The following is a 22,453-nucleotide window of genomic DNA, read 5'->3' on the forward strand; positions in this document are numbered from 1 at the left end:
GCAGCTCGTGCGTCGCAGGGAAGGGCAGCGGCCAGGTCGCAGCCGATTCCGGATAGTTCGGTGTCCGATGTATTGTCGGGCGAGCTGTCGCGGCCCACCAGCCGGCCCCCGTGCACGTGAGAACGGTCGAGTCCATGAACCTGGCGTACCTGCCGAGCCCCTCGCAGGGGGTGTGGCACCTCGGGCCGCTACCGCTCCGCGCATACGCGCTGTGCATCCTGGCCGGCATCCTCACCGCCGTGTGGCTGACCGGACGCCGCTGGGCAGCGAGGGGCGGGCGCCGGGAGGACATCGCCGATATCGCGATCTGGGCCGTGCCGTTCGGCGTACTCGGCGGCCGTCTGTATCACGTCGTCACCGATCCGGAGCTGTACTTCGCCGCGGGTCGACAGCCGCTGCACGCCCTGTATATCTGGGACGGCGGTCTGGGCGTTCCCGGTGCCGTGGCGCTCGGCGCAGTCGGCGCCTTTCTCGGCTGCCGACGCCGGGGCATCAAGCTGTCCGACTTCGCGGATGCCGCCGCACCGGGACTGGTGCTGGCGCAGGCGATCGGCCGCTGGGGCAACTACTTCAACCAGGAACTCTTCGGCCGTCCCACCGACCTGCCCTGGGCGCTGTACATAAACCCGGCACACCGCCCCGCCGACAGCGTCTCGGTCGCGCTCTACCACCCGACATTCCTGTACGAGTCGCTGTGAGACCTCGGCATCGTGGCACTCCTGCTCTGGCTGGACGGCAGATACCACCGACGGCTCCGCCGGGGACGCCTTTTCGCCTGCTACGTATTGGCCTACACCGCCGGCAGGGCCTGGATCGAGACGCTGCGCATCGACCACGCCAACCACTTCCTGGGTCTGCGCCTGAACGACTACGTCTCCCTCCTGCTGTTCACCGGGGCGCTGGTGTACCTGATCGCCACCCGCCGCCCTCGTCCGAGCGACCTCGCCCCGTACCCCGGCGCGGAGGATGGCGACGAGGCCGTGCCGCCGGTCGCGACCGGCGTTTCCGGCCGGAAGGGCGTCTGACCGCGGCTCCGGGCACCGACGTATCAAAAGGTCCAGCCGACGGCTCTTCCCGAAACCGGCGCCTCGGCCTGCTGCCGCCTGCCCCGCAGCGTTCCCTGCAGTCTTACCAAGGCGCAAGAACACCCCATCGGGGGCGGGGCTCTCGAAGCCAGGCTCCGCTCGGTCACCGCCGATCACCAGATTGCCGCGTATGTGCTGGTCGGGCCCTCCCAGCGCAGACACGAGACAGCTGCCGACGGGGTCTCGGGCGGCGAGGTGCTGTCGGGGCCGGGGTCATCGATGATGTGGGCCGTGCAGACCGTGACCGCCCCAGCCTGCGCGATGGATCGTGAAAGTGGCGGTGGTGCCGCGACCGGCTCCGGCTTCAGTGTCCGTTGGCCCCGGGATGCCAACTGACCCCGGGATGCCGTCGCAAAACTGTAGTCGGCCATCGCAGCGGATGAACGCGTAGGTGCTGTGCATGGCAATGCCTGGTTTCACGTCGATGGGCATGATCCGTGAGCGGCAGGCACCGCGCCCGAAGCCAGGCAAGGGAGGCAGGGGAAGCGAGCCTGTCTGTCCACTGAGTGGCTGCTTCAATCCTCCGCCCTTCCCCTGCCGGAAGCCACCCCGCCGAGGGCTCCGCGCACTGTCAGAGGATCAGTTCCGCGGTGGTTCCTCGGTCCGGCGAGGGCAACTTCCGCGCGTGGCCAATCGGACTGAGTGCCTGGTTGGTGTCACCGGCCGGGTTGGAGGCGTCCCAGCCCCAGGCGGACCAAGGTCGCCATCAGTACCGGCAAGGCGATCGCCAGGGGGACGCTGAACGGCGGCGTGACCGCGATGGCGAATACGCATCCGGGCCTCGGAGGGCCTGCGGTCGGCCAGGGAATGCGGCAGCGGCCGGTCCCGGCCTCACGAAGCCGGCGGGCAGCACGGCTGGCGCCTCAGCGCGCGAACCAACCAGGCAGCGGCCCGCAGCCGACGACCGGACCGAGATCGAAACCCCGAACGGAATACCCCCGGGGGTACCAATGTTAGGGTGCATATACCCCGGGGGGTACATTCGACGGGAAGGAAGCATCTCCGTGTTCTTCATCGACACCATTGAGCTCGAGGGCCTGGGCAACCGCAGCTACCTGGCCGGCGGCACGCAGACGGCCGTGGCGGTGGACCCGCCGCGCGATGTCGACCAGGTTCTGGCGGCCGCCGCGCGCCGGGGGGTACGGATCTCGCACGTGGTGGAGACGCACATCCACAACGACTACGTCACAGGCGGTCTGGAGCTGGCGCGGGTCACCGGCGCCTCCTACCTGGTGCCGGCCGGGGCGCGCGTGTCGTTCACGCGGGTCCCGGTGACCGACGGCGACACCGTCACCGTCGATGGCGAGCTGGAGCTTCGGGCGGTCGCCACCCCGGGCCACACTCCGCACCACACGTCCTACGTCCTGCAGGACCAGGGGCAGCCGGTGGCCGCCTTCACCGGCGGCTCCCTGCTCATCGGCACGGTGGGCCGTCCCGACCTGGTCGAGCCCCGCCTGACCGAAGACCTGGCCCGCGCCCAGCACGCCTCCGCGCACCGCCTGGCGGCCGAACTGCCGGACGAGACGTCCGTGCTGCCCACGCACGGCTTCGGCAGCTTCTGTTCCTCGGCGCAGGCCGAGGGGGACGCCACCACGATCGGCAAGGAGAAGGCGGTCAACGCGGCTCTGACGACGGACGTGGACTCGTTCGTCGCCCAGCTCCTCGCGGACCTTGACGCCGTCCCCGCCTACTACACGTACATGGGGCCGGCCAACGCCGCCGGTCCCGCGCCCGTGGACCTGACTCCTCCGGCCGTCGCGGACGCCGACGAGATCGCCGCGCGGCTCGCGGCCGGTGAGTGGGTCGTCGACCTGCGCAACCGGGTCGCGTTCGCGGAGGGCCACGTCGCTGGATCGTTCAACTTCGAGGCGGACGGCAAGATCGCCACGTATCTGGCCTGGATGATTCCGTGGGGCAAGCCGGTCACGCTTCTGGCCGAGTCTCCGGAACAACTGGCCGCCGCGCAGCGGGAACTGGTCCGGGTCGGCATCGACCGCCCCGCGGCCGCCGCCACCGGCACGCCTCAGGAGTGGACGGCCGAGGGCGACGCTCTCGCGTCCTTCCCCCGCTCCACGTTCGCCGGCCTGGCCGAGCGGGGCACGGACGGCATCGTCGTCCTGGACGTGCGGCGCGACTCCGAACGGGCCGCCGGACGCATCGAGGGCTCCGTGCACATTCCGATCCACCAGCTGCACAAGAGGCTCCGCGAGGTACCGGCCGGCACCGTCTGGGTGCACTGCGCCGGCGGCATGCGCGCCGGTATCGCCGCCTCGCTGCTGGATGCGTCCGGCCGTGCCGTGGTGGCGGTCGACGACGGCTTCGACGCCGCCGAGGCGGCCGGACTGACCATCGTCACCGGCTGACCGCAGCCAACTGGCCCGTACCCGAGAACTCTTCGAGAGGTTGTGTGATGTTCCTTTTCCGTCGCGGCGCGAACCGCGTCACCGTGGACGAGGCCCACCGGCGCACCCAGGGTGCCAACGCCCCGGCCGTCCTGCTGGACGTGCGCGAGCAGACCGAGTGGAACGTCGGACACGCACCCGGCGCCATCCACGCGCCGCTGTCCCGCCTGGCAGCGGGCGCGGCCCTGCCGAGCGGGGCCCAGGCGAGGCCGCTGGTGGTGATCTGCCGCAGCGGGCGCCGCTCACAGCAGGCCGCCGAACTGCTGGCTGAGCGCGGCTCCGACGCCGTCGATGTGAAGGGCGGTATGCAGGCGTGGGCCGCCGCCGGACACGCCGTCATCGACAAACACGGGAACGACGGCTCGATAGCATGACCGCCCTGATCCTCGCCCTCGTCGCCGGTGGCGTCATCGGCCTGGCCCTGGGCGGACTCGGCGGAGGCGGCAGCGTCCTCGCCGTCCCCGCCCTGATCTACCTGCTCCACTTCACCCCGGCGCAGGCGACGACGGCCAGCCTCATCATCGTCACCCTCACGTCCGTCACAGCACTGGCCGGGCACGCCCGGGACGGCAACGTGGCCTGGCGCACGGGGCTGCTCTTCGCCGCCGCGGGCATCGTGCCCGCGGTGATCGCCGGAGCCGCCGCCGGCCACCTGCCCGACGCCATGCTGACCGTCGCCTTCGCCGTCATCGCGGCACTCGCCGCCGTGCGGATGCTGCGCCCCGCGCGTACCGAGCCGCCCGGCCCGGTGAACCCCCGCAAGGCCGGGGCAGCCGGCGCCGGGCTCGGCGCGGTGACCGGATTCCTGGGCGTGGGCGGCGGCTTCCTGGCAGTACCGGCGCTGGTCGGCGTGCTCGGACTGAGCATGCGCCGGGCGGTCGGCACCAGCCTCCTGGTCATCACGATCAACTCAATGGCAGCCCTCACCGCACGGGCCGGCTCGGGCATGCAGCTGGACTGGGCCGTCATCGCACCGTTCACCGCGGCAGCCATCCTGGGCGCCTGGGACGGCAAACGGCTCTCGAAAAAGCTCAAGGGCCAGACACTTCAGCGGGTCTTCGCCTACGTACTCCTCGCAGTCGCCGTCTTCATGCTGGTCGACGTGCTCGTCTGACCCGCTCACGGTCAAAGACTCCGATCATCCCGAACACCCGCGGCTGTGCCCGGCGCAGTTCCTTCGGTACCGATCGGCACAACTCCTCACCGGGTGGCCGAGTTCCACCGCTCCACGTCCTCACCCACACCCCATCGGCACGAGAGCTCCTCCGGCCGGGACACTCCAACACACAAGGATGACAACAACCATGACCACCCCCACCACCCTCGACCCCCACCAGACCCACGCCCGCCTGCACGAGCTCACCATCGTCGACGTCCGCACCCCCGGCGAGTACGCCGGCGGCCACATCTCCGGCGCCCTGAACATCCCCCTGGACCAGCTCGACCGCGCGCTGCCCGACCTCCGCACCGCCGCCCAGACCGGTGAAGTCCTCGTCGTCTGCGCCTCCGGCGCCCGTTCCGAGAACGCCTGCCGGATGCTCGCGGAGAACGGCATCCACACCGCCACCCTCGCCGGAGGCACCGGCGCCTGGGCCGCCCAGGGCCACGACCTGCACCGCCCCGAGAGCACCCAGAAGGCGACCTGGGGCATGGAGCGCCAGGTCCGCCTCACCGCCGGCTCCGTCGTCCTGCTCGGCCTGGCCCTGGGCGAGTTCGTCCACCCGGCCTTCCGGCTGCTGTCAGCCGGCATCGCCGGCGGCCTGGTCTTCTCCGCCGTGACCAACAGCTGCGGAATGGCCGCCATGCTCGCCAGGCTTCCCCACAACCGGCCCCGCAAGGCAGACCTCGACGCGACGCTGGCCCGCCTGCGCAACAGCTGACACACGCAGGCTGCGACCACTCCCGAATGTGTCCGTACCGATCCCGGTACGGATCGCAGCCGCCCAGGCCACACTGTGGCGGTCACGGTGATCGCGGTCGCCGGGCACGGGAAGCGGGAGCCTCGCAACCATCTTTCAGCCGCTATGGGTTCAGCGGCCTCACACCCCACGTTCATGGGCGGAAGGACGGCTCCGTCTGGTGTGGTGGGGCGGGAGCACCGTAGTTGACGAAGGCCCGACCGAAATCGGGCGGGCCTTCCTTCGCCCTCGTAGCCAGTTGTCAGACCCGCTCGCCAGTCCCGCTACGGCCGCCGCACTGGCACTGTGCGCCGAAGCCGTGCCCACCGTGCTCATGAGCGGATACCTCAGATTCTCGGCGTGCCGGCAGCCTCTCCCCCTGGCGTCCCTCGCCCCTCGGCACGACCGTACGGCCCGGTGACCCGGTCCTGATCGGTCGTGTGCTCTCCGGTGAGCACGCCTGGCCGCACATCGCGCGCCGGCCGCCGAGGTCACCCGGCCTCGTGCCGCAAAGTGGCGAACGCCCCTCGACAACCTGTTGGCGTCCGCACGGGGGGGGGCGAACTGTGGTGCGACTCGTCCCTCGCCCTGCAGCGGCCCGGTAGCTGAGGCGCCGAGCCCCCAGCACCGGGCCGTCCGCGCGCTGTGCATCCGGGTTTCGTGGTCATCCGGACGCTCACGCTGCTTCAGGTGGCGTGCCCGCCGTCACCTCACTTCACAGGCCTCTGATCAGGTGAACGGAATGGTGAGGACGGAGCCTGAACCCACCTGGAGGGTGGACGGGGTGTTGCCCAATACGCTCCAGACCTCGACGCGGATCGTTCCGCCGTTCAGGTCACCCAACGTGCCCGATGCGGAGTGCAGGCCCTGCCGGGCCGATGAGTAGGCCTCCCATCCGGAGATCGGATCCGTGGCGAAGTAGCGGAACGTCTCGACACGGTCGAACGTCCCGTCACCAGTCAGGTCGTACGACACCCGGGCCTGCTGGGCGTTCCCGACGACGGTGCCCGCGTCGACCTTGAAGTCGAGGGCCGTTGTGGCGCCCGCCTTCAACGTGCCCTTCACGTTCTTCACCTCGTAGACGAGCGGATTGCTCGGCGTGCCGTCGTTGTTCGTGCCGCCGGCGGACTGGATCGTGTCGGAGGACGGCGTCGCGTCCGCCGTGGTGCTGAGGAGGCCGCCGGACTGCGGGTAGAAGGTGTCGCCCGTGACGTACGGCGGTGGAGTGTCACCGGTGGTGGTGACGGTCACGGTGCCGCTGGCCGAGCCGACCTGGTTGGCGGTGTCGCGGGCCTTGACGCTGTACGTGTACGCGGTGCCTGGGGTCAGCCCGGTGTCGGTGTAGGCGGGCTCGGTGACCGTGGCGACCTTCGCGCTGCCCCTGAAGACGTCGTAGTTCTTGACGCCCTTGTCGTCCTCGGCGGCAGCCCACGTCAGGGTGACCGAGTTGTCGGTGACATCGCTCGGGACCGGGGTGCCGGGTGCGGTGGGCTTCCTGTCGTCCGGCGGCGGGGTGTCGCCGCCCGTTCCGCAGAGATTTTCGAGCTGCGTGTCGTCGCCCGCTCCGGACGCGGTGGACCTTGCCGGAACGTTGAGGACGCCGCTGTCGGAGAACTTCACCGAGCACGCCTCGGCACCGTAGTTGTGCGCGACGTACGTCTTGGTGTCGTTCTTCTCGAAGACCACGGCCGATGGCATGTTGGCCGTGACGGTCATGTCCGGCGCACCGACGGAGTTCATCGTGGCGATCCAGTGGTAGGTGTGGGCCTTGGTCTCGCCTTCCTCGGGGACGTAGCCGCCGTTCCACTGGTTCCAGAACGTCATGGCCCTGTCCGGGTCGGCCAGGGCCTGGGCCTCCCAGAGGATGTCCCGCCACTCGACGGCCGGGCCGCCGTTCTCCGTCTCCATCTCGGCGATGCTGCGGCGGAGCATGCCCTTCTCGCGGGCCAGGTGCAGCGACCCACCTGTCGCAGGGAGGAAGTTGATGCCGTGGATCTCTTCGGGGTTGGCGGTCCACCAGGTGGAGTAGGCGCCGCCGCTGCTCCAGACCATGCCGACGACATCGTGGGTGAAGTCCTCGGGGAAGACCTTTTGGTCGGTGTCGAACCAGTACTGCGCGATCGACTCCGACTCGGTCGTCATCATGTAGACGCCCTGGTCGCGCAGCGCCTTGTCACCGGTGGCCGAGCCCCACATGATCAGCCCCGCGCTGAGGTTGATCGACTCCGAGGACGACTCCTGGTTGTTGCCCGCGGCGAAGGACTCGTGGCCGGCGGCCCAGCTGTGGCCGGCGTAGACGTCGAAGCCGCGCAGGAACGGGTATCTGGCGTCGTCCCTGGCCGAGTTGGCGGCGTCCTTGATGAGTTCCTTGACCATGCCGCCCCATTCGGAGTCGGCGGCCCACTGAGGATCGTATTGCGCCACTATGGCCGCGGCCATCACGTAGTACGAGTAGTGGAAGTGATGGTCGTTCAGCTCCAGGTCGCTGCCGTACGAGGCTGGGTAGCCGATGAGGGTGCGCCAGTCCTTGTCGTAGGAGAACTCGGAGGGGCCGCCGACGGTGAACCACTCCTCCATACGTCCCTTGATCAGGTCGAGGAGCTTGTCGCGGTCGGCGGTGTCGCCGATCTGGTCGGCTATCGGTACGAGCTGGGCGAGTTTGCCCAGGGCCTTGCCGGTCCAGTAGGTGTCGACGGCGCCGCTCAGCGGGTCGCCCTGGGTCAGCACGTCATTGATGTAGGTCTTGAGCTTCGCCTTGTCGACGCCGGCGGCGCTGGGCAGCCCCGGCAGGACGCCGTTGACGTCCTGGACCGTCGTGAAGGAGGTGCCCTCTCGGACCTTCATCTCACCGCGCGACGAGACGTAGGTGTAGTCGGTCAACTCGTCGGTGGTGTGCAGCCACTGGTGGCGGTAGAGCGCCTGGAGGGTCCCGGTCTCGTCGCCTTCCTTCGCCTCGGTGGTCAGCGAGTAGGTCGCCTTGATCTTGCCTTCGCCTTCCTGGTAGTCCCACTTGGTCGTGGAGCCGGTGACGAAACTGAACGCGTACTTCGTGTAGTCGGCGAGCGCCTCCTTGCTGGGCAGGACCGCGAGGGAGAAGTAGTCCTTGGTGCCGAGGTCGGCCCGGATCCCGTTGCCGGAGACGGTCCAGTCGCTGCCGCTCGGGGCGAACAGCGCGTAGTCGTGGCCGGAGATGGTGACGCCGAGTACGTTGCCCCGGTCGGCGAAGACGGCCGGCGGGGCCGCCGCGGTGATCTGCGCCGCGCCGCCGGTGCCCTCGGCATACACGTACGGCGAGCCGTGGCCAATGGTCGCCCGCAGGGTGCGCGCACCGTCCTTCCAGTAGGGGGTGACGGTCCAGTCGCTCCACCCGTCCGCCTTGGCGTCGGGTGAGTTGAGACCCGCGAGGCCGAGGGTCAGGTCGGCTTGGTGCGGAAACTCGTACTGGCGGCCGCCGCCCACAATCTGGTGGGTGGTCGGGTAGCCGACCTCGAGACCGCCGGACACCGCCTTGTAGGTGAGGGGGTGGCCGTACATGTTCTCGGACCACGGGTTGCTGGAGAATCGCTGAAAGATCAGCGAGGACCACCAGTCGTTGGTCGGCACCGGCTTGTCCGCCATGGCCGGCGTGACCTTCGGCTTGACCGACTGACCGCCGTTGTCGGAGGGCCCTTGCCTCCCCGCCGGACGAACGTCGCTGTAACTCCCCTTACCCACACCGATGGTGGCGGCGGAGGCAACACCGGCACCGGCGGTCACCGACAGGCCCGAGGCGGCCACGGCGGCTACCGACAGTAAGACGAGGCGTCTTCGGAATCTCATGATCAACCTTTCTGAGAGCGCTCTCAAGGACGGCGTCAACGTAGGACCCCGATGGTTGACGGTCAATACTTCGCGGCAAGCCGACGCGGGTACCCGAGCAATCACGCGCCAGGGGCCCAGGACATCACCCTGTGCGACGTCTCATCCGGCAAGGTGTACGTGGGCCGCCTCTTCAACAGGCTGCACGGGGTACGGCAAGGCGAACCGCCAACTGCCACGGTCGACTTGTCCACCGGCCCGAGCAGCGGATTCAGAACGTCCACGCAGGTGAAGCCCTCCACCCCGCCGACCGCTTCCGCCGCACCTGAAGACCGAAGCAGCAGAAGAACACGAACAGCCGGTTCAGGGCGAGCCGCTCCCCTTCGGGGCAGTTCGCGACTCCGGTCGGCAGCGCCGCGAAGGGGTTGCCGAGAGCGGGAGGACATACCTGTCCGCGCGTGGACGACTGGCGGAGCCTGTCGTCGAGGTGGTCCGCCATTCCGCCCGACTGCCCTCACACTCAGTCACCGCCCTGCGTCCGGTCGATCACGAGCGGAGTGCCTTCGAGTCGTCGGCAACAGCCCTGTGCTCCGCCCACCTCTCGCCAGGGCGTCAGGGAGCGCGACGCGGACGAAGTCCTCAAAGACCGAAGAGGGGAACCTGAACACCGGGATCAAGCGTCTCGTGAGCGTCAGGAATTCTCACCGATGCTGGACACTGCCACCGGCGCAGTTCCTGCCATGCGATGAACTTGCAGGTCAGAGGCCCTTCTGGGCAGGTTGGAGAATCGCCACGCACTCCACGTGCGAGGTCATCGCAATGGTGTCGGCCAGGACATACTGGAGAAAAAGGCCAGCCCAGAAGCATATTCCCGGCACTACTGGTCGGTCATCCGCTGCCGGCAGGTCACCGACTTCGCTTCGGACGTCGACAATCTGGAACGGCTGGTCCCGGCCACAATCGTCGCCGAGAAGCTGCAACCGGCCCCGGGCCCGGTCTCGTTCACCTCCCCCGGGCGTCGTCCATCGGCGACGCTCCGGCCTGTGCTGCAGCAGGTGTTGGTGGAGGGTCGAGGCTCCGCCTCGGTCCGCGCGGGCGCCATGGTGAGGAACATGATCCTCGGTTTGCCTGGATCGGGTGGGTACGCCACAGCGCCGACGAACATTTTGAACACTCTGACATTCTATGCAATTCTTGTCAGCATGTTGGAGGACGAGCGACTCAAGTTGATCCTGGACGCGGCGTACACGTGCTTCACGCGGCACGGCGTCAGGCGCACGACCATGGACGACATCGCGCGTGAAGCGGGCATGTCCCGCCCCGGGGTCTATCAGTACGTACGCAACAAGGAAGACGCCTTCCGGCGACTGGCGACGCGCCTGCTCGACGGCGCACTGGCCGACGCCCACGCGGCGATCGACACCCGGGGAACCCTGCGCGCCCGACTGACCGCGGCACTGGAGGCGAAGCTGGGGCTGGCGACGCGGTTGTGGCACGACAGTCCCGCACACGCGGCGGAGCTGCTGGGCGTCGACACCCGCCTCTCGGCCGAGCAGGTCGAGGCTTACAACACCGCGATGCGCGACATGATCGGCGCTGCCGTCGCCGCCGACCACCCGGACGCGGACGCCCTCGAAGTCGCCGAACTCCTCCTGGCCTTCACCCGCGGGCTGGAGGCCGACCTCACCGACACCGACGCTCCGGTACGGCGCCTGCGCCACGGAGTCGCACTGATCGTCGCCGGCCTGGACCACGCGGGCGAGCAACTCGAATGAACGACCACGCCCAGACACCCCACACCCCTGAAGGAAACGTCATGACCACCTCCGTACTGATCACCGGAACCTCCTCGGGCATCGGCCGCGCCACAGCCCTGCGACTGGCGCGCCGCCCGGAGCTGACCGTCTACGCCACCGCCCGCCGTTCCGAGACTCTGACCGACCTGGCTGATGCGGGAGCCCGCATCCTGCCCCTGGACGTGACCGACGAGACGTCCATGAAGCAGGCGGTGGAGGCCGTGGAGGCCGAGCACGGCTCGGTGGGCGTCCTCGTCAACAACGCCGGCTACGGCGAGTACGGCACAGTGGAAGAGACCGGCCTGGACGGCGTGCGACGCCAGTTCGAGACAAACGTCTTCGGCCTCTCCCGGATGACACAACTCGTCCTGCCGGGCATGCGCCAGGCGGGCCGGGGCCGGATCGTCAACGTTGGTTCGATGGGCGGACGAATCGTCTTCCCCGTGGGCGGCTACTACCACGCCAGCAAGTACGCGGTGGAAGCCCTCAGTGACGCTCTGCGCTTCGAGGTCGCGCCCTTCGGCGTCAAGGTCAGCCTGATCGAGCCCGGTCTGATCCGCACTTCCTTCGGCGACACCGCAGCGGACACCCTGGCGGAATCCGCCGCCCCGACCGGTCCGTACGCCGCGCTGAACGCGGCCGCCGAACAGCAGATGGCCCGGTCGTACGACTCGAAGGCCCTGTCCGCACCGCCCGAGACCGTGGCCGAGGTCATAGAGCGCGCCGTCACCGCCGCCCACCCCAAGGCCCGCTATGTGGTCACCCCCGCCGCGAAGGCCCTCATCCACATCCGGCGCCTGCTGGGCGCCCGCGTCTTCGACGCCTACCTGCGCATGCAGTTCAGGACCACCACCTGACCACCGGCCAGCCGACTCGACGCCGGTCACCACGCCCCCTTGGGGCCCCTCGCCCGCCAAACGATCTCATCCGCCCAGGTGAGAGACACGAGAACATCGGCATGCCCTGGGAGGCCCGGCAGCAACGGCGAACCCTTCCGGATTGGCGACTGTTCGCCGAGCCATTCTTCTCCGAGATCGTCCGCGCGATCGGACGTAAGAGCAACCGCAGCAGGCGGTACACGGAGGAGTTCAAACGGCACGCGGTCGCGCTCGTGCATTCTTCAAGGAAGACCGTCACCGAGGTGGCCCGGGAGCTCGGGGTCAGTGCCGAGGGGCTGCGGAACTGGGTCAAGCAGGACACGGTCGACCGCGGGCAGGGGATGCCGTGAGAGCTGACAACGGTCGAGCGTGAAGAGCTGCGCCGGCTGCGGAGGCTGGCCGCCGAGCAGGCGGGAGACGATCGAGGTGCTGCGAAAAGCGGCGGTCTTCTTCGCGCAGGAGAGCGGTCGATGAGCGAGGTGTACGCGTTCATCGAGGCGGAGAAGACCACCCACAATGTTGCTCTGTTGTGCCGACTGCTGCACGCTCCGGCACGGTCTCCGCCAGATCCAGTACCGCAGCAACCTCATCGACGGATGTCTCGCCGAAACCGGCCTCACCTTGATGACACCACGGCCACAACCTCAGTAACGTCTGTGGTCACAGCGCGCTAGCGCCGCACCCGGGGCATCCCCAGTCCGATCCACGAGATGATCTCCCGCTGGATCTCGTTGTTCCCGCCGCCGAACGTGAAGATCACCGCCGACCGGTAGCCGCGTTCGAGTTCGCCGTGCAGGACGGCCCCGGCGGAGCCCTCCTTGAGGACACCGGGGGCCGCGACGATCTCCATCAGCCAGGCGTACGCGTCCCGGCGCGCCTCGGAGCCGTACACCTTGACGGCGGAGGCGTCCTGCGGGGTGAGCGTGCCCTCCTGGACGGCGTTCACCATCCGCCAGTTGAGGAGTTTCATGGCGTCCAGTTTGGTGTGCGTCCGGGCGAGGAGGCGGCGAACCCAGGGCAGGTCGACGACGCGGCGGCCGTCGGCGAGTTTGGTCTCCATCGCCCAGCGCTGGACGTCGTGCAGGGCGCGGATGGCCATGGTGCCGTGCGCCGCGAGGGTGACGCGCTCATGGTTCAGCTGGTTGGTGATCAGCCGCCAGCCCTTGTTCTCCTCGCCGACCCGGCGCGTGACGGGGACGCGGATGTTCTCGTAGTAGCTCGCCGTGGTGTCGTGCGAGGCGAGCGTGTTGATGATGGTGCACGAGTAGCCGGGGTCGGAGGTCGGTACGAGGAGCATGGTGATGCCCTTGTGGGGCGGGGCCTCCGGATCGGTGCGGACGGCGAGCCACACCCAGTCGGCCGTGTCGCCGTTGGTCGTCCAGATCTTCTGGCCGTCGACCGTGTAATGGCCGGTCTCCTCGTCGCCTTCCCGGACGGCCTTGGTCCGGAGCGCGGCGAGGTCCGTCCCGGCGTCGGGCTCGCTGTAGCCGATCGCGAAGTCGAGCTCGCCGGAGAGGATCTTCGGCAGGAAGAACGACTTCTGCTCCTCCGTTCCGAACTGCATGATGGTCGGCCCGACGGTGTTGAGCGCCATCAGCGGCAGCGGCACCCCGGCCTGCGCCGCCTCGTCGAAGAAGATGAACTGCTCCATCGGGCTCAGACCTCGCCCGCCGTACTCCTTGGGCCAGCCCACCCCAAGCCAGCCGTCCGTGCCGAGCCGACGGATCGTCTCGCGGTAGAACCGCTTCTGCGCCGCCGGATCGCCGTACCGAGCGTAGGCGTTGTCCGGTACCAACTCAGCGAAGTAGACCCGCAGTTCGGTGCGCAACCGCTGCTGCTCCGGCGTGTATTCGAGATGCACGGCGCCTCCTGCCTCCCCGAGCCCGACCTGACGGCGCACACCGTAGAACGTGTTTCAGAAATTGGGAATGCAGATGACGGGGAAGCTCAGCCCGGGAACCCGTCGGAGGGCCCGGCCGGGCGGCCGTACTCCCCTACCCGCTCGAACTCGGCGTGGAAATGCCCGAACCAGGGCCCGTCGCGATCCGGACGCAGCGTGAACACCGCGTCCCCGCTCGCGGGACTGTGCGAGGAGATGTCGACGTGGATGATGCCGCCCGGCCGCCGCGGATCGAGCACCACCAGCCCGAAGGCCGGCACGAACGGCAGGAATCGCACCTCGACCCGGACCCCGGCCCCCGGTCTCTCCATCAGCTCGCGCAGCAGGTCGATCGAGGGGCGCAGCCCCGTCTGCCGAAGCGCAGCCTCGCCCGCTTCCACCGGTCGCGCCGACCGGTGTCCGTGTGGTATGCGCCCAAAAGCGCTCACGGACCCGGGCGTTGCTGGAAGCCGTCGAAGCGGGCCGGAAGACCGAGGACCCAACCGGGTGCCGTCCTGGCGGACCACTGCCACCCTTGCGCGTGTCCGGCTCAGGGGGCGGGCCCACCGGCTCTTCAGGCGACCGTACGGGCGAAGGTGAGTGTCGCAGTGACGGTGGCCCGGCCGCGGATCATGCCCAGCTGGTTCCAGCCCATCCCGAACTGCTCCCGGTCCACGGTGAACTCCATGGCGAGGCCGATCGTGTCGTCACTCGACGCGGCGACGTGGGCGGTGACCGTCTGCGGGCTGCTGGCACCCCGGACGGTCAACTGGCCGGTGATCTCGGCGGTGTCGTTCTGGGGCACCGCTGCGTCGTGGACGGCGAAAGAGATGGTCGGGTGGTTTCCGGTGTCGAAGAAGTCGCTGCCGCGCAGGTGCTCGTCTCGCTTCGCGTTCTTGGTGTCCAGGGACGTGGCGTCCACGCTGACAACGCCGTGGGCGGTCCCGTCGGTCCTGATCTCACCCTCTCCCGTGACGCTGCCGAAGACGCCCTTCACCGTGACCAGGCCCCACATGGTCCGATGCGCGATGGCCACGGTGGACCGGGCGGGATCCAGCTGCCACAGGCCGGTTTCGATGACGACGGTCATGGGAGTTCTCCAGAAGGGGTGAGGAGGAAGGAGCGGGGAAGCCACGTCCGCGACCGGAGCGCCGGGACTGCGCCGCTCCGGTAGTCCAAATTTGGATGACTGCTCGCACGCTAGCGGGTTATCCAAAAATGGACAACCGTTAGACTGTGACACCATGGCCGACTCTCCCGCCCCCGCCGATCACCCCGAACGCGAGCCGTCAGACGACACCGGGCTGCTGCCCGCCGAACTGCGCTCCTGGATGCGGCTGTTGGCCGCGGCCGGCACGATCGAGCAGCAGCTCCGCTCGCGGGTGAAGGACGCGACGGGGGTCTCACACGACGAGTTCCTGGTGCTGTGCCTGCTCGCCGATCAGCCCGGCTCCAGCCTGCGGATGACACGGATCGCGGAACTGCTGGGCCGCCCCAAGACGCGGCTGACCTACCAGGTGGCCTGCCTGCAGCACTCGGGACTGATCACCAAGAACTCCGCATGCGGCGACCGACGCGGCGTCGAAGTGGCCCTCACCGACAAGGCCCGCATCCTGCTGAGCGAATCATCCCGCCCGCTCGCCGACGCGGTCGCCGAGGCCATCGCACGAACGGCCTGCGCCCAGCGGTACACGCAGTTGCAGTACCTGCTACCGACGAGCCAGGGCTCCGAGGAGCACACCACCCAGCAGAAGAAGTAGCAACAGGGAACCGAACCCGGAGCTCGCCAGAAGTCGGGACGGAGCCTACGGACAGCGGCACGACGCGAACCCGCCGAACATCGACGCCGGCGCCGGCGCCCAGCACGACGGCCGGCACGGGGGTTGAGGAACATCGGAACAAAAACCGGCGCTAAACCCACGAGGGCCCTGGGGAGGCGTTGACCTGGGCTTCTGGTTGGGCGGAGCCTTCGGCAGTCGTTGTTGATCGACTGTCCGGAGCGCCGGGGTGCCGGTTGAGTTTCCGACGGATGAGCAGACGGATATCTGTATCTGTCGCTGCGGTAGGCCGGTTTCACCTGCGCTTTCGTGTGGCTGACAGTGTCCACCACGTGCCACTCGGTGCTCGCGAGCCGAGAGTCCCAGCGGGCTGGACCGAGGGCTCGCATCTGTCGCGGGCACGAGGCGTCTGGACTATTGAGTGGTCGGGGTGGATGAGATGAGCCAGACTTCGTGGCCATGGACAGCACGGTCACTCAGCGGGTCGGCGAGCTCGATGCGGATTCGAGCGAGGTGGCAGAAGATGCCCAGCATGCGCTGATCGCCATGGGGCCAGAGGTGCTGGACGAGCTGATCGCGGCAGCGCCTCACCTCGGGGCCTTCGGGCAGCTCTGCGCCATCGAGGTCTTCACAGCGCTGAAGGACACGCGGCCGGGAGACGTGCTTGTCGACCTGCTGGACAGCGAGAACGCCACCGTCCGCCAATGGGCGGCCGAAGCCTTGGCGGACCTGGAGATCCAGCGTGCCGTGCCGGCTCTTCAACGAGCCTATGAAGCCTTCCGGCAGCGAGGCGAGGCCCCCGACGACAGCGAAGGAGTGGCACTTCGCTGGGCACTGGCCGATCTCGGAGCCCGCGAGATCGTGATCCCGCCTCGGGCCGCTGCACTGCGGGCCTCGCTGGACAACCTGGATCCGGCATGGCCGACGGCTCACCTTGCCGAAGTCATCGAGGATCTTGCCGCTCACGATCAGGCGGTGCTCTCTTTCCAGGTATGGCGGATCAGGCAGGACAACGGGGCCTTCGGAGGCCACGGCCCGGGCATCGATTGGGACATCGACCGCCAGTTGTCCTGGGGTCAGATCGTGGCCGACTGCCGGGATTGGGCACTTCTGGCAGCCGAGGCGACTGACAAGGCTCCCGATCTGGTAGCGACGATTTGTTGGATCGACGCCTCGGATCTGTGATGGCCCCCGGCCCGACCGGGTGGTCGTCAACTTTCCCACCCGGACGGCGAAGCGTGCCATCCGCGACTCGTCGAGCCGGACACCACACCGATGAACGAGACGTCTCCGGCGGCACGCGCCCGTACCTCGGCCGCCAACTCCCCGACCTGCCGCCTGCTGCCCAGCAGGCCGCCGGCCGGCAGGGCGAGGGTCGCGAGCGTGGCCGCGGAGAGCGCCTTGCCGCTCGCGGCGTCGAGAGCGCCCAGCACGGCCGAGGTCAGCGGGAGCAGGGCCGTGACGCAGATCCCCAGGTTCTCTCCGGCGGAGAGAACGGCCCGCACACGCAGCAGAACCGCAGGGACGCCATCGTCCGGACCCGCCCGCGGTCCGTCAATGGCGCGTCCGGGGCCGGGCGCCGCCGCGGGAGGCGGAGCCCGGCAGGTGCCGGTCCGGGCGGGGCCCGCCCGCGCGTTCCTCGTCGCCGTCAGTGGCAGGGGAAACCGAGCAGGTGGCGGGCGTCGTGGACCCACTCGTGGACGTTCTCGCCCGACACGAGGGAGGTGGCGCCCTGTTCGGCGCCGACGAAGTAGAGCAGGACCAGCATCAGGATGCCGAAGAAGGCCGCCCAGGGGACGATCGACCCGATCGGCAGCTTGGCGGGAACGACGGTGGGGGTGACGGTCGGCTGAGCGACGGACTGCGCCATGGGGCAGAACCTCCTGGGGAACTCGCGTCCCATCTCGGTGGTGCACAGGACGACAGCCACGGGTCTGACTTGGCCCGACCCATCACCCCTGGCCGGAGCGACGTGTGCTGGGCTTACAGTGGCGCGACCGTGCCGGATTTCCACCGGGCTTCCGCCGAACCGTCGTCAATATCCACGCGACCGTACCGCGAAGCCGGGTCCCGGCCAAGGGCGCGCACGCCCCGCACCATGTGCGCCCCGTGCGCCGGGCAGCACGGCAACCGCCCTGCCGGATCAGGTATTTGCCTCCGGGCACGGTCCAGAACGTATGAGGAACGTATGAGAGTGATGGCATGACGAGCCGAGTGATCTTGATCTCCGCGGCGATCAGCGAGGCGCTGCGTGAGGCCCGCTTCGACGACGGGTCTCCGGTGGACGCCGCGGGCCTGCGGGCCGCCCGGACGGCGGCCGCTGCGGGCGCCGTGCCCGCCGGGGGCCGGCTGTGGGTCTCCCCCACCGCGCGGTGCCAGCAGACCGCGGAAGCCCTCGGGCTCGACGACGGCGTCGACGCACCGGAGTTGGCCGGTCTGGACGTGGGCCGCTGGTGCGGTGCGACCCTGGCCGAGGTGAGCGCGAAGGAACCGGAGGCGGTGGCCCGGTGGCTCGCCGATCCGGCGTCGGCACCGCACGACGGGGAGTCGGTGCGGGCGTTCTGCGACCGGGTCGCGGAGCGCCTGGACTCGGCGGCGGAGTACGGGGGCCGCACCGTCGCGGTCGTGGAGCCGGAGGTCGTACGGGCCCTGGTGGTACGGGTGTTGGGGGCGCCGGAGTCGGCGTTCTGGCGTGTGGACGTGCCGCCGCTCACCGTCACGGAGTTCAGCGGACGCGCGGGGCGCTGGAACGTCCGCGCCGGGCGTCCGCTCGTCTGGCCGAGCCGAGCCGAACCGAACTGAGCTGAGTCGACCGGACCCGAGGGCCCGCGCCCTCAGCGCAACGTGGCGATGAAGTCCGCGCACGCCTGGGCGCACGTGCGACTGGTCTTCGCCGCGATCTCCGCGCCGGGGTGCCTGTCGAAGACGTCCGCGCACTCCAGGCAGACATCACGGCACCACTCCAGCTGGGCGCGGATGCGCCGCTCGCTCTGCTCCGGCTGCCCGGACAGGACATGGCAGGTCGCCTCGCACGCCTCCGCGCACTGGATGCCCTTGCGCCGCGCGAGGTCGTGTTCCTTCGGCCCGTCCGGATCCATGAGGCTCGCGCCCAGCGCACAGGCCAGCGCGCAGTCGGCGCAGGCCTGTGCGCAGGCGAAGCGGTCCTCGAGGAACCGGAAGAGCTCCTGCTGGGAAGTCGTCGTCGTCACAACGGCCGGGTAGCCGGAGGGAGTCGGTTCAAACAGCGCGGGGGCAGAGACCTCAGGCGCCGGCCGCTTCGCGGGAGATCTGCTCGAACTGCGCTCCCATCGCCTCGGAGAGCGCCTGCGCGGCCGTCAACGGACGCACCATCACGGTGAATTCGTCGATGAGTCCGTCCTCGTCGAAGTGCAGGAAGTCGCAGCCGTTGATCTCCTTGTCGCCCACCTTCGCGGTGAAGACCAGCGCGTGGTCACGGCCGTCGGCGCCGGCGATCTCGCGCACGTAGCGGAAATCGGTGAAGACGCGCCAGACGCCGCGCAGGATGGCCGCGGTGATCGCCTTGCCCGGGTAGGGCTTGAAGGCGACCGGGCTGGTGAACACGACGTCGTCGGCCAGCAGCTCCTCGACCGCGCCGAGGTCCCCGGCCTCCACGGCCTTGCGGAAGGAGTTCATCGCGCCCACCTCTCATACTCAACTAATTGATTAGGTGCGGATCAGATTAGTCGTGCGGGTGCATGCCGTCTAGCCTTGGAGGATGGCATTGCGCAACGCAGTTCTGGCCGCGCTCCTGGAGGGCGAGGCGTCGGGCTACGACCTGGCCAAGGGGTTCGACGCCTCGGTGGCCAACTTCTGGATGGCGACCCCGCAGCAGCTGTACCGGGAACTCGACCGCATGGAGTCGGACGGGCTCATCGAGGCCCGGCTCGTGCGGCAGGAACGCCGGCCCAACAAACGGGTCTTCTCCCTGACCGAGGCCGGCCTCGGCACCCTGGCCGCCTTCACCGCCGGTCCCGCCAGGCCCACCGCGATCCGCGACGAGCTGATGGTCAAGGTGTACGCCCTCGACGAGGGGGACGCCGACGCCGTCCGGGCGGCGATCGCCGAGCGGCTGGAGTCGGCGCGCGCCAAGCTGGCGCACTACGACCGGATCGGCGCCCGCCTCCTCGACGGCCGTACCGAGGAGGAGTACCTCGCCGGGGCCGAGCGCGTCGGCCCGTATCTCACTCTCCTGGGGGGACGCGCCTTCGAGCAGGCGATCATCGACTGGGCCGAGCAGGCGCTGCGGGTCCTGGAGCGGCGCGCGTCCGTGCCCCGCTAGGCGGTCGCGGGCCCCGGCCGCCGCCGCGGCCGGCGGGTATTCCCGCGCCCCCATCGGATGGCCTATGGCTGCGAGCGGGTTCCCTATTGGTCACCTATGTCCGGCGCGCATACGGTCGAAGACATCGCCGCCCCGACGATCCGCGCACAGAACGTCAGGGCGTACGGCCAAGATCCCTCCCCGGTCCGTCCGGGCCCGCACCCTCGGAGAAACGCACCATGTCGAAGATCCTTTTCGTTTTGACCGGCGCCGACCACTGGACGCTCGCCGACGGCACCCTGCACCCGACCGGCTTCTGGGCCGAGGAGGCCGCGGCACCGTACGAGGCCTTCAAGGCGGCCGGGCACGACGTCGTCGTCGCCACCCCGGGCGGCGTCGTGCCGACCGTGGACAAGGGGAGCCTGGCTCCCGACTACAACGGCGGCCAGGAAGGCGCCGACAAGGTCGCCCGCACCCTCGCGTCCATGACCGAGCTCCAGCAGCCGCTCAAGCTGTCGGAGGTGAACCTCGACGACTACGCCGCCGTCTTCTACCCGGGCGGCCACGGCCCGATGGAGGACCTCTCGGCCGACGCCGACTCCGGCAGGCTGCTCACCCTCGCGCTGGAGTCGGGCAAGCCGCTCGGTGTGGTGTGCCACGGCCCGGCGGCGCTGCTGGCCGCCACCCGGGAGGACGGCTCCAACTCCTTCGCGGGCTACCGGATCTCGGCGTTCACGAATGCCGAGGAGACCCAGGCCGGTCTCGCCGACCGGGCCAAGTGGCTGCTCCAGGACCGGCTCGTCGAGGCGGGCGTGGACTTCCAGGAGGGCGAGCCGTGGGCCCCGAAGGTGGTCGTCGACCGCAACCTCGTCACCGGCCAGAACCCGGCCTCGTCGGCCCCGCTCGCCGTGGAACTGCTCAAGAAGCTGGCCTGAGCCATGACACGCCCCGGCCCGCGAAGCCCGGCCGGTCCCAGCGATGCCCGGTGACCGGCTGGACGAGGTCCTCGACGCCGCCTACGTCTGCCTGACCCGGTACGGCGTGCGGCGCACGACGATGGACGACATCGCCTCCGCCATGGGGGTGTCCCGGTCGGCGGTCTACCAGTACGTCCACGGCAAGGACGACGCCTTCCGGCGCCTCGCCGGGCGCCTGCACGAGCGGGCGCTCCTACGGGCCCGCCGGGCGGCCGGCGCCGAGGACGCCCCGTACGCCGAACGCGTCCGGGGCGTCCTGGCCGCCAAGCTCGACCTGGCGCGCGGTCTGGCCGGGGACTCCCCCCACACCGCCGAACTCCTCGACGAGAAGGCCCGGTTGTTCGGCGACATCTGCCACGCGTTCACCGGTGATCTGCGGGGGCTGCTGATCGCGCTGTTCACCGCGGCGGACACGGGAGCCCGGTCACCGGCCGGTGTCGAGCCTGCCGAGGCCGCGGACATCTGTCTCGCGCTGGTGGCCGGGCTGGAGTCGGCGCCCGACGGCGGGCGGCTGCTCGCTCCGGCCGCGGACGCCCTGCTGACGGGGTTGCTCGGCACACCCGCGGATGCGGCCGGCGAACCCTGGGGCTGTCGTCCGGATCATGCCGCGGACGTGGGGGCCGGCACGCCCGTCCGCGACACTGTCCGCGCCCTGCGACCTGATCCGATCGACGGCCCTAGGCGCCCGGCGGTCCCGTCGTGCCGCGGACTTCGAGGGCCGGAGCGGTGAGGACGACCTCGCCGGGGCGGGCGGGGTCCTCGATACGGTCCAGCAGACGATGCGCGGCGCGGCGGCCGATGTCCTGGCCGGCGTTGTCCACGGTGGTGAGCCACACGTGGCGAAGGCGCGCGAGGTAGGTGTTGTCGTACCCGACCAGGGAGAGGTCGCGCGGCACCCGGTGGCCCAGTTCCTCGGCGGCCGAGAGGGCGCCGATCGCGGCGATGTCGTTGAACGCGAAGACGGCGGTGGGGCGTTCGGGCGCGCTGAGCAGCCGTACCGTCGCCCGGTAGCCGCCCTCCTCGGTCAGGTCGCCCTGCTCGACGACGGCCGTCCCGGTCAGTCCGTGCTCGCGCATGACCGCCTCGAAGCCGCGCCGGCGCAGCGTGCCCGCCCTTCCATGGCCCGCGATGTGCGCGATGCGCCGGTGGCCGAGGCCCACGAGGTGTTCGGTGGCGAGGCGGGCGCCGTGCTCGTCGTCGCCCGCGACGATGTCGACGCCGGACAGCTCGGGCTCCCGGGCGCCCGCGACGACGGTCGGAATCCGTCCGGCGGCCGTGCGCAGCGCTTCGGAGGCCGGGAGGGTGCCGACGGCGATCAGACCGTCGACGCGCAGGTCCAGGAAGGTCCGGGTGAGGTCCTCGCCGAGCCGTCGGTTGAGGTGGCCGTCGGCGAGCAGCATGTGCAGACCGGCGTCGTGCAGCCGGGAGTTGAGCCCGTCGAGCAGTTCCACGAACCAGGGGTTGCGCATGTCGTTGAGGAGCACGCCGACCGTTCGGGTGCGCCGCTCACTGAGGCTGCGCGCCGCGGCGTTGGTCCGGTAGCCGAGCTCCTCGACGGCGGCCAGCACCGCCTGCCGCTTCTCTTCGCGGACCTGGTCCGAGCCGCGCAGGACGAGCGAGACGAGCGACTTCGACACTCCGGCTCGTTCCGCGACGTCGCGAATCGTCGGAGCTCTCATGACC

At 69.7% G+C, this 22,453-nt stretch carries 22 protein-coding genes, 2 pseudogenes and 1 riboswitch; of the genes and pseudogenes, 15 read left to right on the plus strand and 9 right to left on the minus strand.

The window, feature by feature from the left end; translation table 11 throughout:
* Window positions 1-134: 134 nt before the first annotated feature.
* The 5 genes and pseudogenes from lgt (at window position 135) to OG788_RS06640 (ending at window position 5,367) form a co-directional block, all read left to right on the plus strand.
* Window positions 135-1,025 (plus strand): annotated as a pseudogene (gene lgt / locus OG788_RS06620) (prolipoprotein diacylglyceryl transferase).
* 1,064 nt (window positions 1,026-2,089) lie between these two features.
* On the plus strand, window positions 2,090-3,448 hold the full coding sequence (locus tag OG788_RS06625) for a rhodanese-like domain-containing protein (protein WP_406369510.1): 1,359 nt from the start codon (window positions 2,090-2,092) through the stop codon (window positions 3,446-3,448).
* Window positions 3,449-3,495: 47 nt separating this feature from the next.
* Window positions 3,496-3,861 carry a rhodanese-like domain-containing protein gene (locus OG788_RS06630; RefSeq protein WP_406369511.1) on the plus strand — a complete coding sequence of 122 codons (366 nt, stop codon included), beginning with the start codon at window positions 3,496-3,498 and terminating at the stop codon, window positions 3,859-3,861.
* On the plus strand, window positions 3,858-4,601 hold the full coding sequence (locus OG788_RS06635) for a sulfite exporter TauE/SafE family protein (protein WP_406369512.1): 744 nt from the start codon (window positions 3,858-3,860) through the stop codon (window positions 4,599-4,601). The genes OG788_RS06630 and OG788_RS06635 overlap by 4 nt, the downstream gene beginning before the upstream one ends.
* A gap of 190 nt (window positions 4,602-4,791) precedes the next feature.
* A complete protein-coding gene (locus tag OG788_RS06640) occupies window positions 4,792-5,367 on the plus strand; it encodes a rhodanese-like domain-containing protein (RefSeq protein ID WP_406369513.1) in 576 nt (191 codons plus the stop codon).
* A 747-nt stretch (window positions 5,368-6,114) separates the two neighbouring features.
* On the opposite strand, the gene OG788_RS06645 is transcribed toward OG788_RS06640, so the two are convergent.
* A complete protein-coding gene (locus tag OG788_RS06645) occupies window positions 6,115-9,204 on the minus strand; it encodes a glycosyl hydrolase (RefSeq protein ID WP_406369514.1) in 3,090 nt (1,029 codons plus the stop codon).
* 782 nt (window positions 9,205-9,986) lie between these two features.
* Here OG788_RS06645 and OG788_RS06650 point away from each other — a divergent pair.
* From OG788_RS06650 to OG788_RS06665, 4 genes and pseudogenes are all read left to right on the plus strand, one after another.
* A complete protein-coding gene (locus OG788_RS06650; RefSeq protein ID WP_406369515.1) occupies window positions 9,987-10,958 on the plus strand; it encodes a TetR/AcrR family transcriptional regulator in 972 nt (323 codons plus the stop codon).
* Window positions 10,959-10,999: 41 nt separating this feature from the next.
* Window positions 11,000-11,836, plus strand: coding sequence for an oxidoreductase (locus OG788_RS06655; protein ID WP_406369516.1), 837 nt, complete (start codon window positions 11,000-11,002; stop codon window positions 11,834-11,836).
* A gap of 101 nt (window positions 11,837-11,937) precedes the next feature.
* Window positions 11,938-12,207: a transposase gene (locus tag OG788_RS06660; protein WP_406369517.1), complete on the plus strand. Its 270-nt coding sequence runs from the start codon at window positions 11,938-11,940 to the stop codon at window positions 12,205-12,207.
* Between the two features lie 193 nt (window positions 12,208-12,400).
* A pseudogene (locus tag OG788_RS06665) lies at window positions 12,401-12,508 on the plus strand (IS630 family transposase); the annotation flags it as partial.
* A gap of 19 nt (window positions 12,509-12,527) precedes the next feature.
* Here OG788_RS06665 and OG788_RS06670 read toward each other — a convergent pair.
* From OG788_RS06670 to OG788_RS06680, 3 genes are all read right to left on the minus strand, one after another.
* The gene (locus OG788_RS06670) at window positions 12,528-13,718 is read right to left on the minus strand and encodes an acyl-CoA dehydrogenase family protein (protein ID WP_406369518.1); all 1,191 of its coding nucleotides are present in this window, start codon (window positions 13,716-13,718) and stop codon (window positions 12,528-12,530) included.
* An 86-nt stretch (window positions 13,719-13,804) separates the two neighbouring features.
* Window positions 13,805-14,137 carry a hypothetical protein gene (locus OG788_RS06675; protein ID WP_406369519.1) on the minus strand — a complete coding sequence of 111 codons (333 nt, stop codon included), beginning with the start codon at window positions 14,135-14,137 and terminating at the stop codon, window positions 13,805-13,807.
* A 173-nt stretch (window positions 14,138-14,310) separates the two neighbouring features.
* Window positions 14,311-14,826 carry a YceI family protein gene (locus OG788_RS06680; RefSeq protein ID WP_406369520.1) on the minus strand — a complete coding sequence of 172 codons (516 nt, stop codon included), beginning with the start codon at window positions 14,824-14,826 and terminating at the stop codon, window positions 14,311-14,313.
* A 154-nt stretch (window positions 14,827-14,980) separates the two neighbouring features.
* On the opposite strand from OG788_RS06680, the gene OG788_RS06685 reads away from it, so the two are divergent.
* Window positions 14,981-15,496: a MarR family transcriptional regulator gene (locus OG788_RS06685; protein ID WP_351554808.1), complete on the plus strand. Its 516-nt coding sequence runs from the start codon at window positions 14,981-14,983 to the stop codon at window positions 15,494-15,496.
* A gap of 477 nt (window positions 15,497-15,973) precedes the next feature.
* Window positions 15,974-16,699, plus strand: coding sequence for a HEAT repeat domain-containing protein (locus tag OG788_RS06690; RefSeq protein WP_406369521.1), 726 nt, complete (start codon window positions 15,974-15,976; stop codon window positions 16,697-16,699).
* A 26-nt stretch (window positions 16,700-16,725) separates the two neighbouring features.
* On the opposite strand, the gene OG788_RS06695 is transcribed toward OG788_RS06690, so the two are convergent.
* Together OG788_RS06695 and OG788_RS06700 are read right to left on the minus strand one after the other, a co-directional pair.
* Window positions 16,726-17,019: a hypothetical protein gene (locus OG788_RS06695; RefSeq protein ID WP_406369522.1), complete on the minus strand. Its 294-nt coding sequence runs from the start codon at window positions 17,017-17,019 to the stop codon at window positions 16,726-16,728.
* Between the two features lie 143 nt (window positions 17,020-17,162).
* A complete protein-coding gene (locus OG788_RS06700; RefSeq protein ID WP_351554814.1) occupies window positions 17,163-17,384 on the minus strand; it encodes a CbtB domain-containing protein in 222 nt (73 codons plus the stop codon).
* Between the two features lie 62 nt (window positions 17,385-17,446).
* A riboswitch (cobalamin riboswitch) is annotated at window positions 17,447-17,537 on the minus strand.
* A gap of 179 nt (window positions 17,538-17,716) precedes the next feature.
* On the opposite strand from OG788_RS06700, the gene OG788_RS06705 reads away from it, so the two are divergent.
* On the plus strand, window positions 17,717-18,316 hold the full coding sequence (locus OG788_RS06705) for a histidine phosphatase family protein (RefSeq protein WP_406369523.1): 600 nt from the start codon (window positions 17,717-17,719) through the stop codon (window positions 18,314-18,316).
* A 32-nt stretch (window positions 18,317-18,348) separates the two neighbouring features.
* Here the strand turns inward: OG788_RS06705 and OG788_RS06710 are convergent, their stop codons facing one another.
* Both OG788_RS06710 and OG788_RS06715 read right to left on the minus strand, forming a co-directional pair.
* Window positions 18,349-18,723: a ferredoxin gene (locus tag OG788_RS06710; RefSeq protein ID WP_406369524.1), complete on the minus strand. Its 375-nt coding sequence runs from the start codon at window positions 18,721-18,723 to the stop codon at window positions 18,349-18,351.
* Between the two features lie 52 nt (window positions 18,724-18,775).
* Complete coding sequence (locus tag OG788_RS06715) at window positions 18,776-19,168, minus strand: nuclear transport factor 2 family protein (protein WP_356749940.1); 393 nt, start codon at window positions 19,166-19,168, stop codon at window positions 18,776-18,778.
* Between the two features lie 82 nt (window positions 19,169-19,250).
* Here OG788_RS06715 and OG788_RS06720 point away from each other — a divergent pair, with 82 nt between their 5' ends.
* The 3 genes from OG788_RS06720 (at window position 19,251) to OG788_RS06730 (ending at window position 21,500) form a co-directional block, all read left to right on the plus strand.
* A complete protein-coding gene (locus OG788_RS06720) occupies window positions 19,251-19,814 on the plus strand; it encodes a PadR family transcriptional regulator (RefSeq protein ID WP_351554826.1) in 564 nt (187 codons plus the stop codon).
* A gap of 218 nt (window positions 19,815-20,032) precedes the next feature.
* Window positions 20,033-20,728: a type 1 glutamine amidotransferase domain-containing protein gene (locus OG788_RS06725; protein WP_406369525.1), complete on the plus strand. Its 696-nt coding sequence runs from the start codon at window positions 20,033-20,035 to the stop codon at window positions 20,726-20,728.
* Between the two features lie 43 nt (window positions 20,729-20,771).
* A complete protein-coding gene (locus tag OG788_RS06730; RefSeq protein ID WP_406369526.1) occupies window positions 20,772-21,500 on the plus strand; it encodes a TetR/AcrR family transcriptional regulator in 729 nt (242 codons plus the stop codon).
* On the opposite strand, the gene OG788_RS06735 is transcribed toward OG788_RS06730, so the two are convergent.
* On the minus strand, window positions 21,448-22,449 hold the full coding sequence (locus OG788_RS06735) for a LacI family DNA-binding transcriptional regulator (RefSeq protein ID WP_406369527.1): 1,002 nt from the start codon (window positions 22,447-22,449) through the stop codon (window positions 21,448-21,450). The two genes, OG788_RS06730 and OG788_RS06735, sit on opposite strands and share 53 nt — an antisense overlap.
* Window positions 22,450-22,453: the final 4 nt, after the last annotated feature.

Source organism: Streptomyces sp. NBC_00647 (genome assembly GCF_045207245.1).
Taxonomy (GTDB): domain Bacteria; phylum Actinomycetota; class Actinomycetes; order Streptomycetales; family Streptomycetaceae; genus Streptomyces.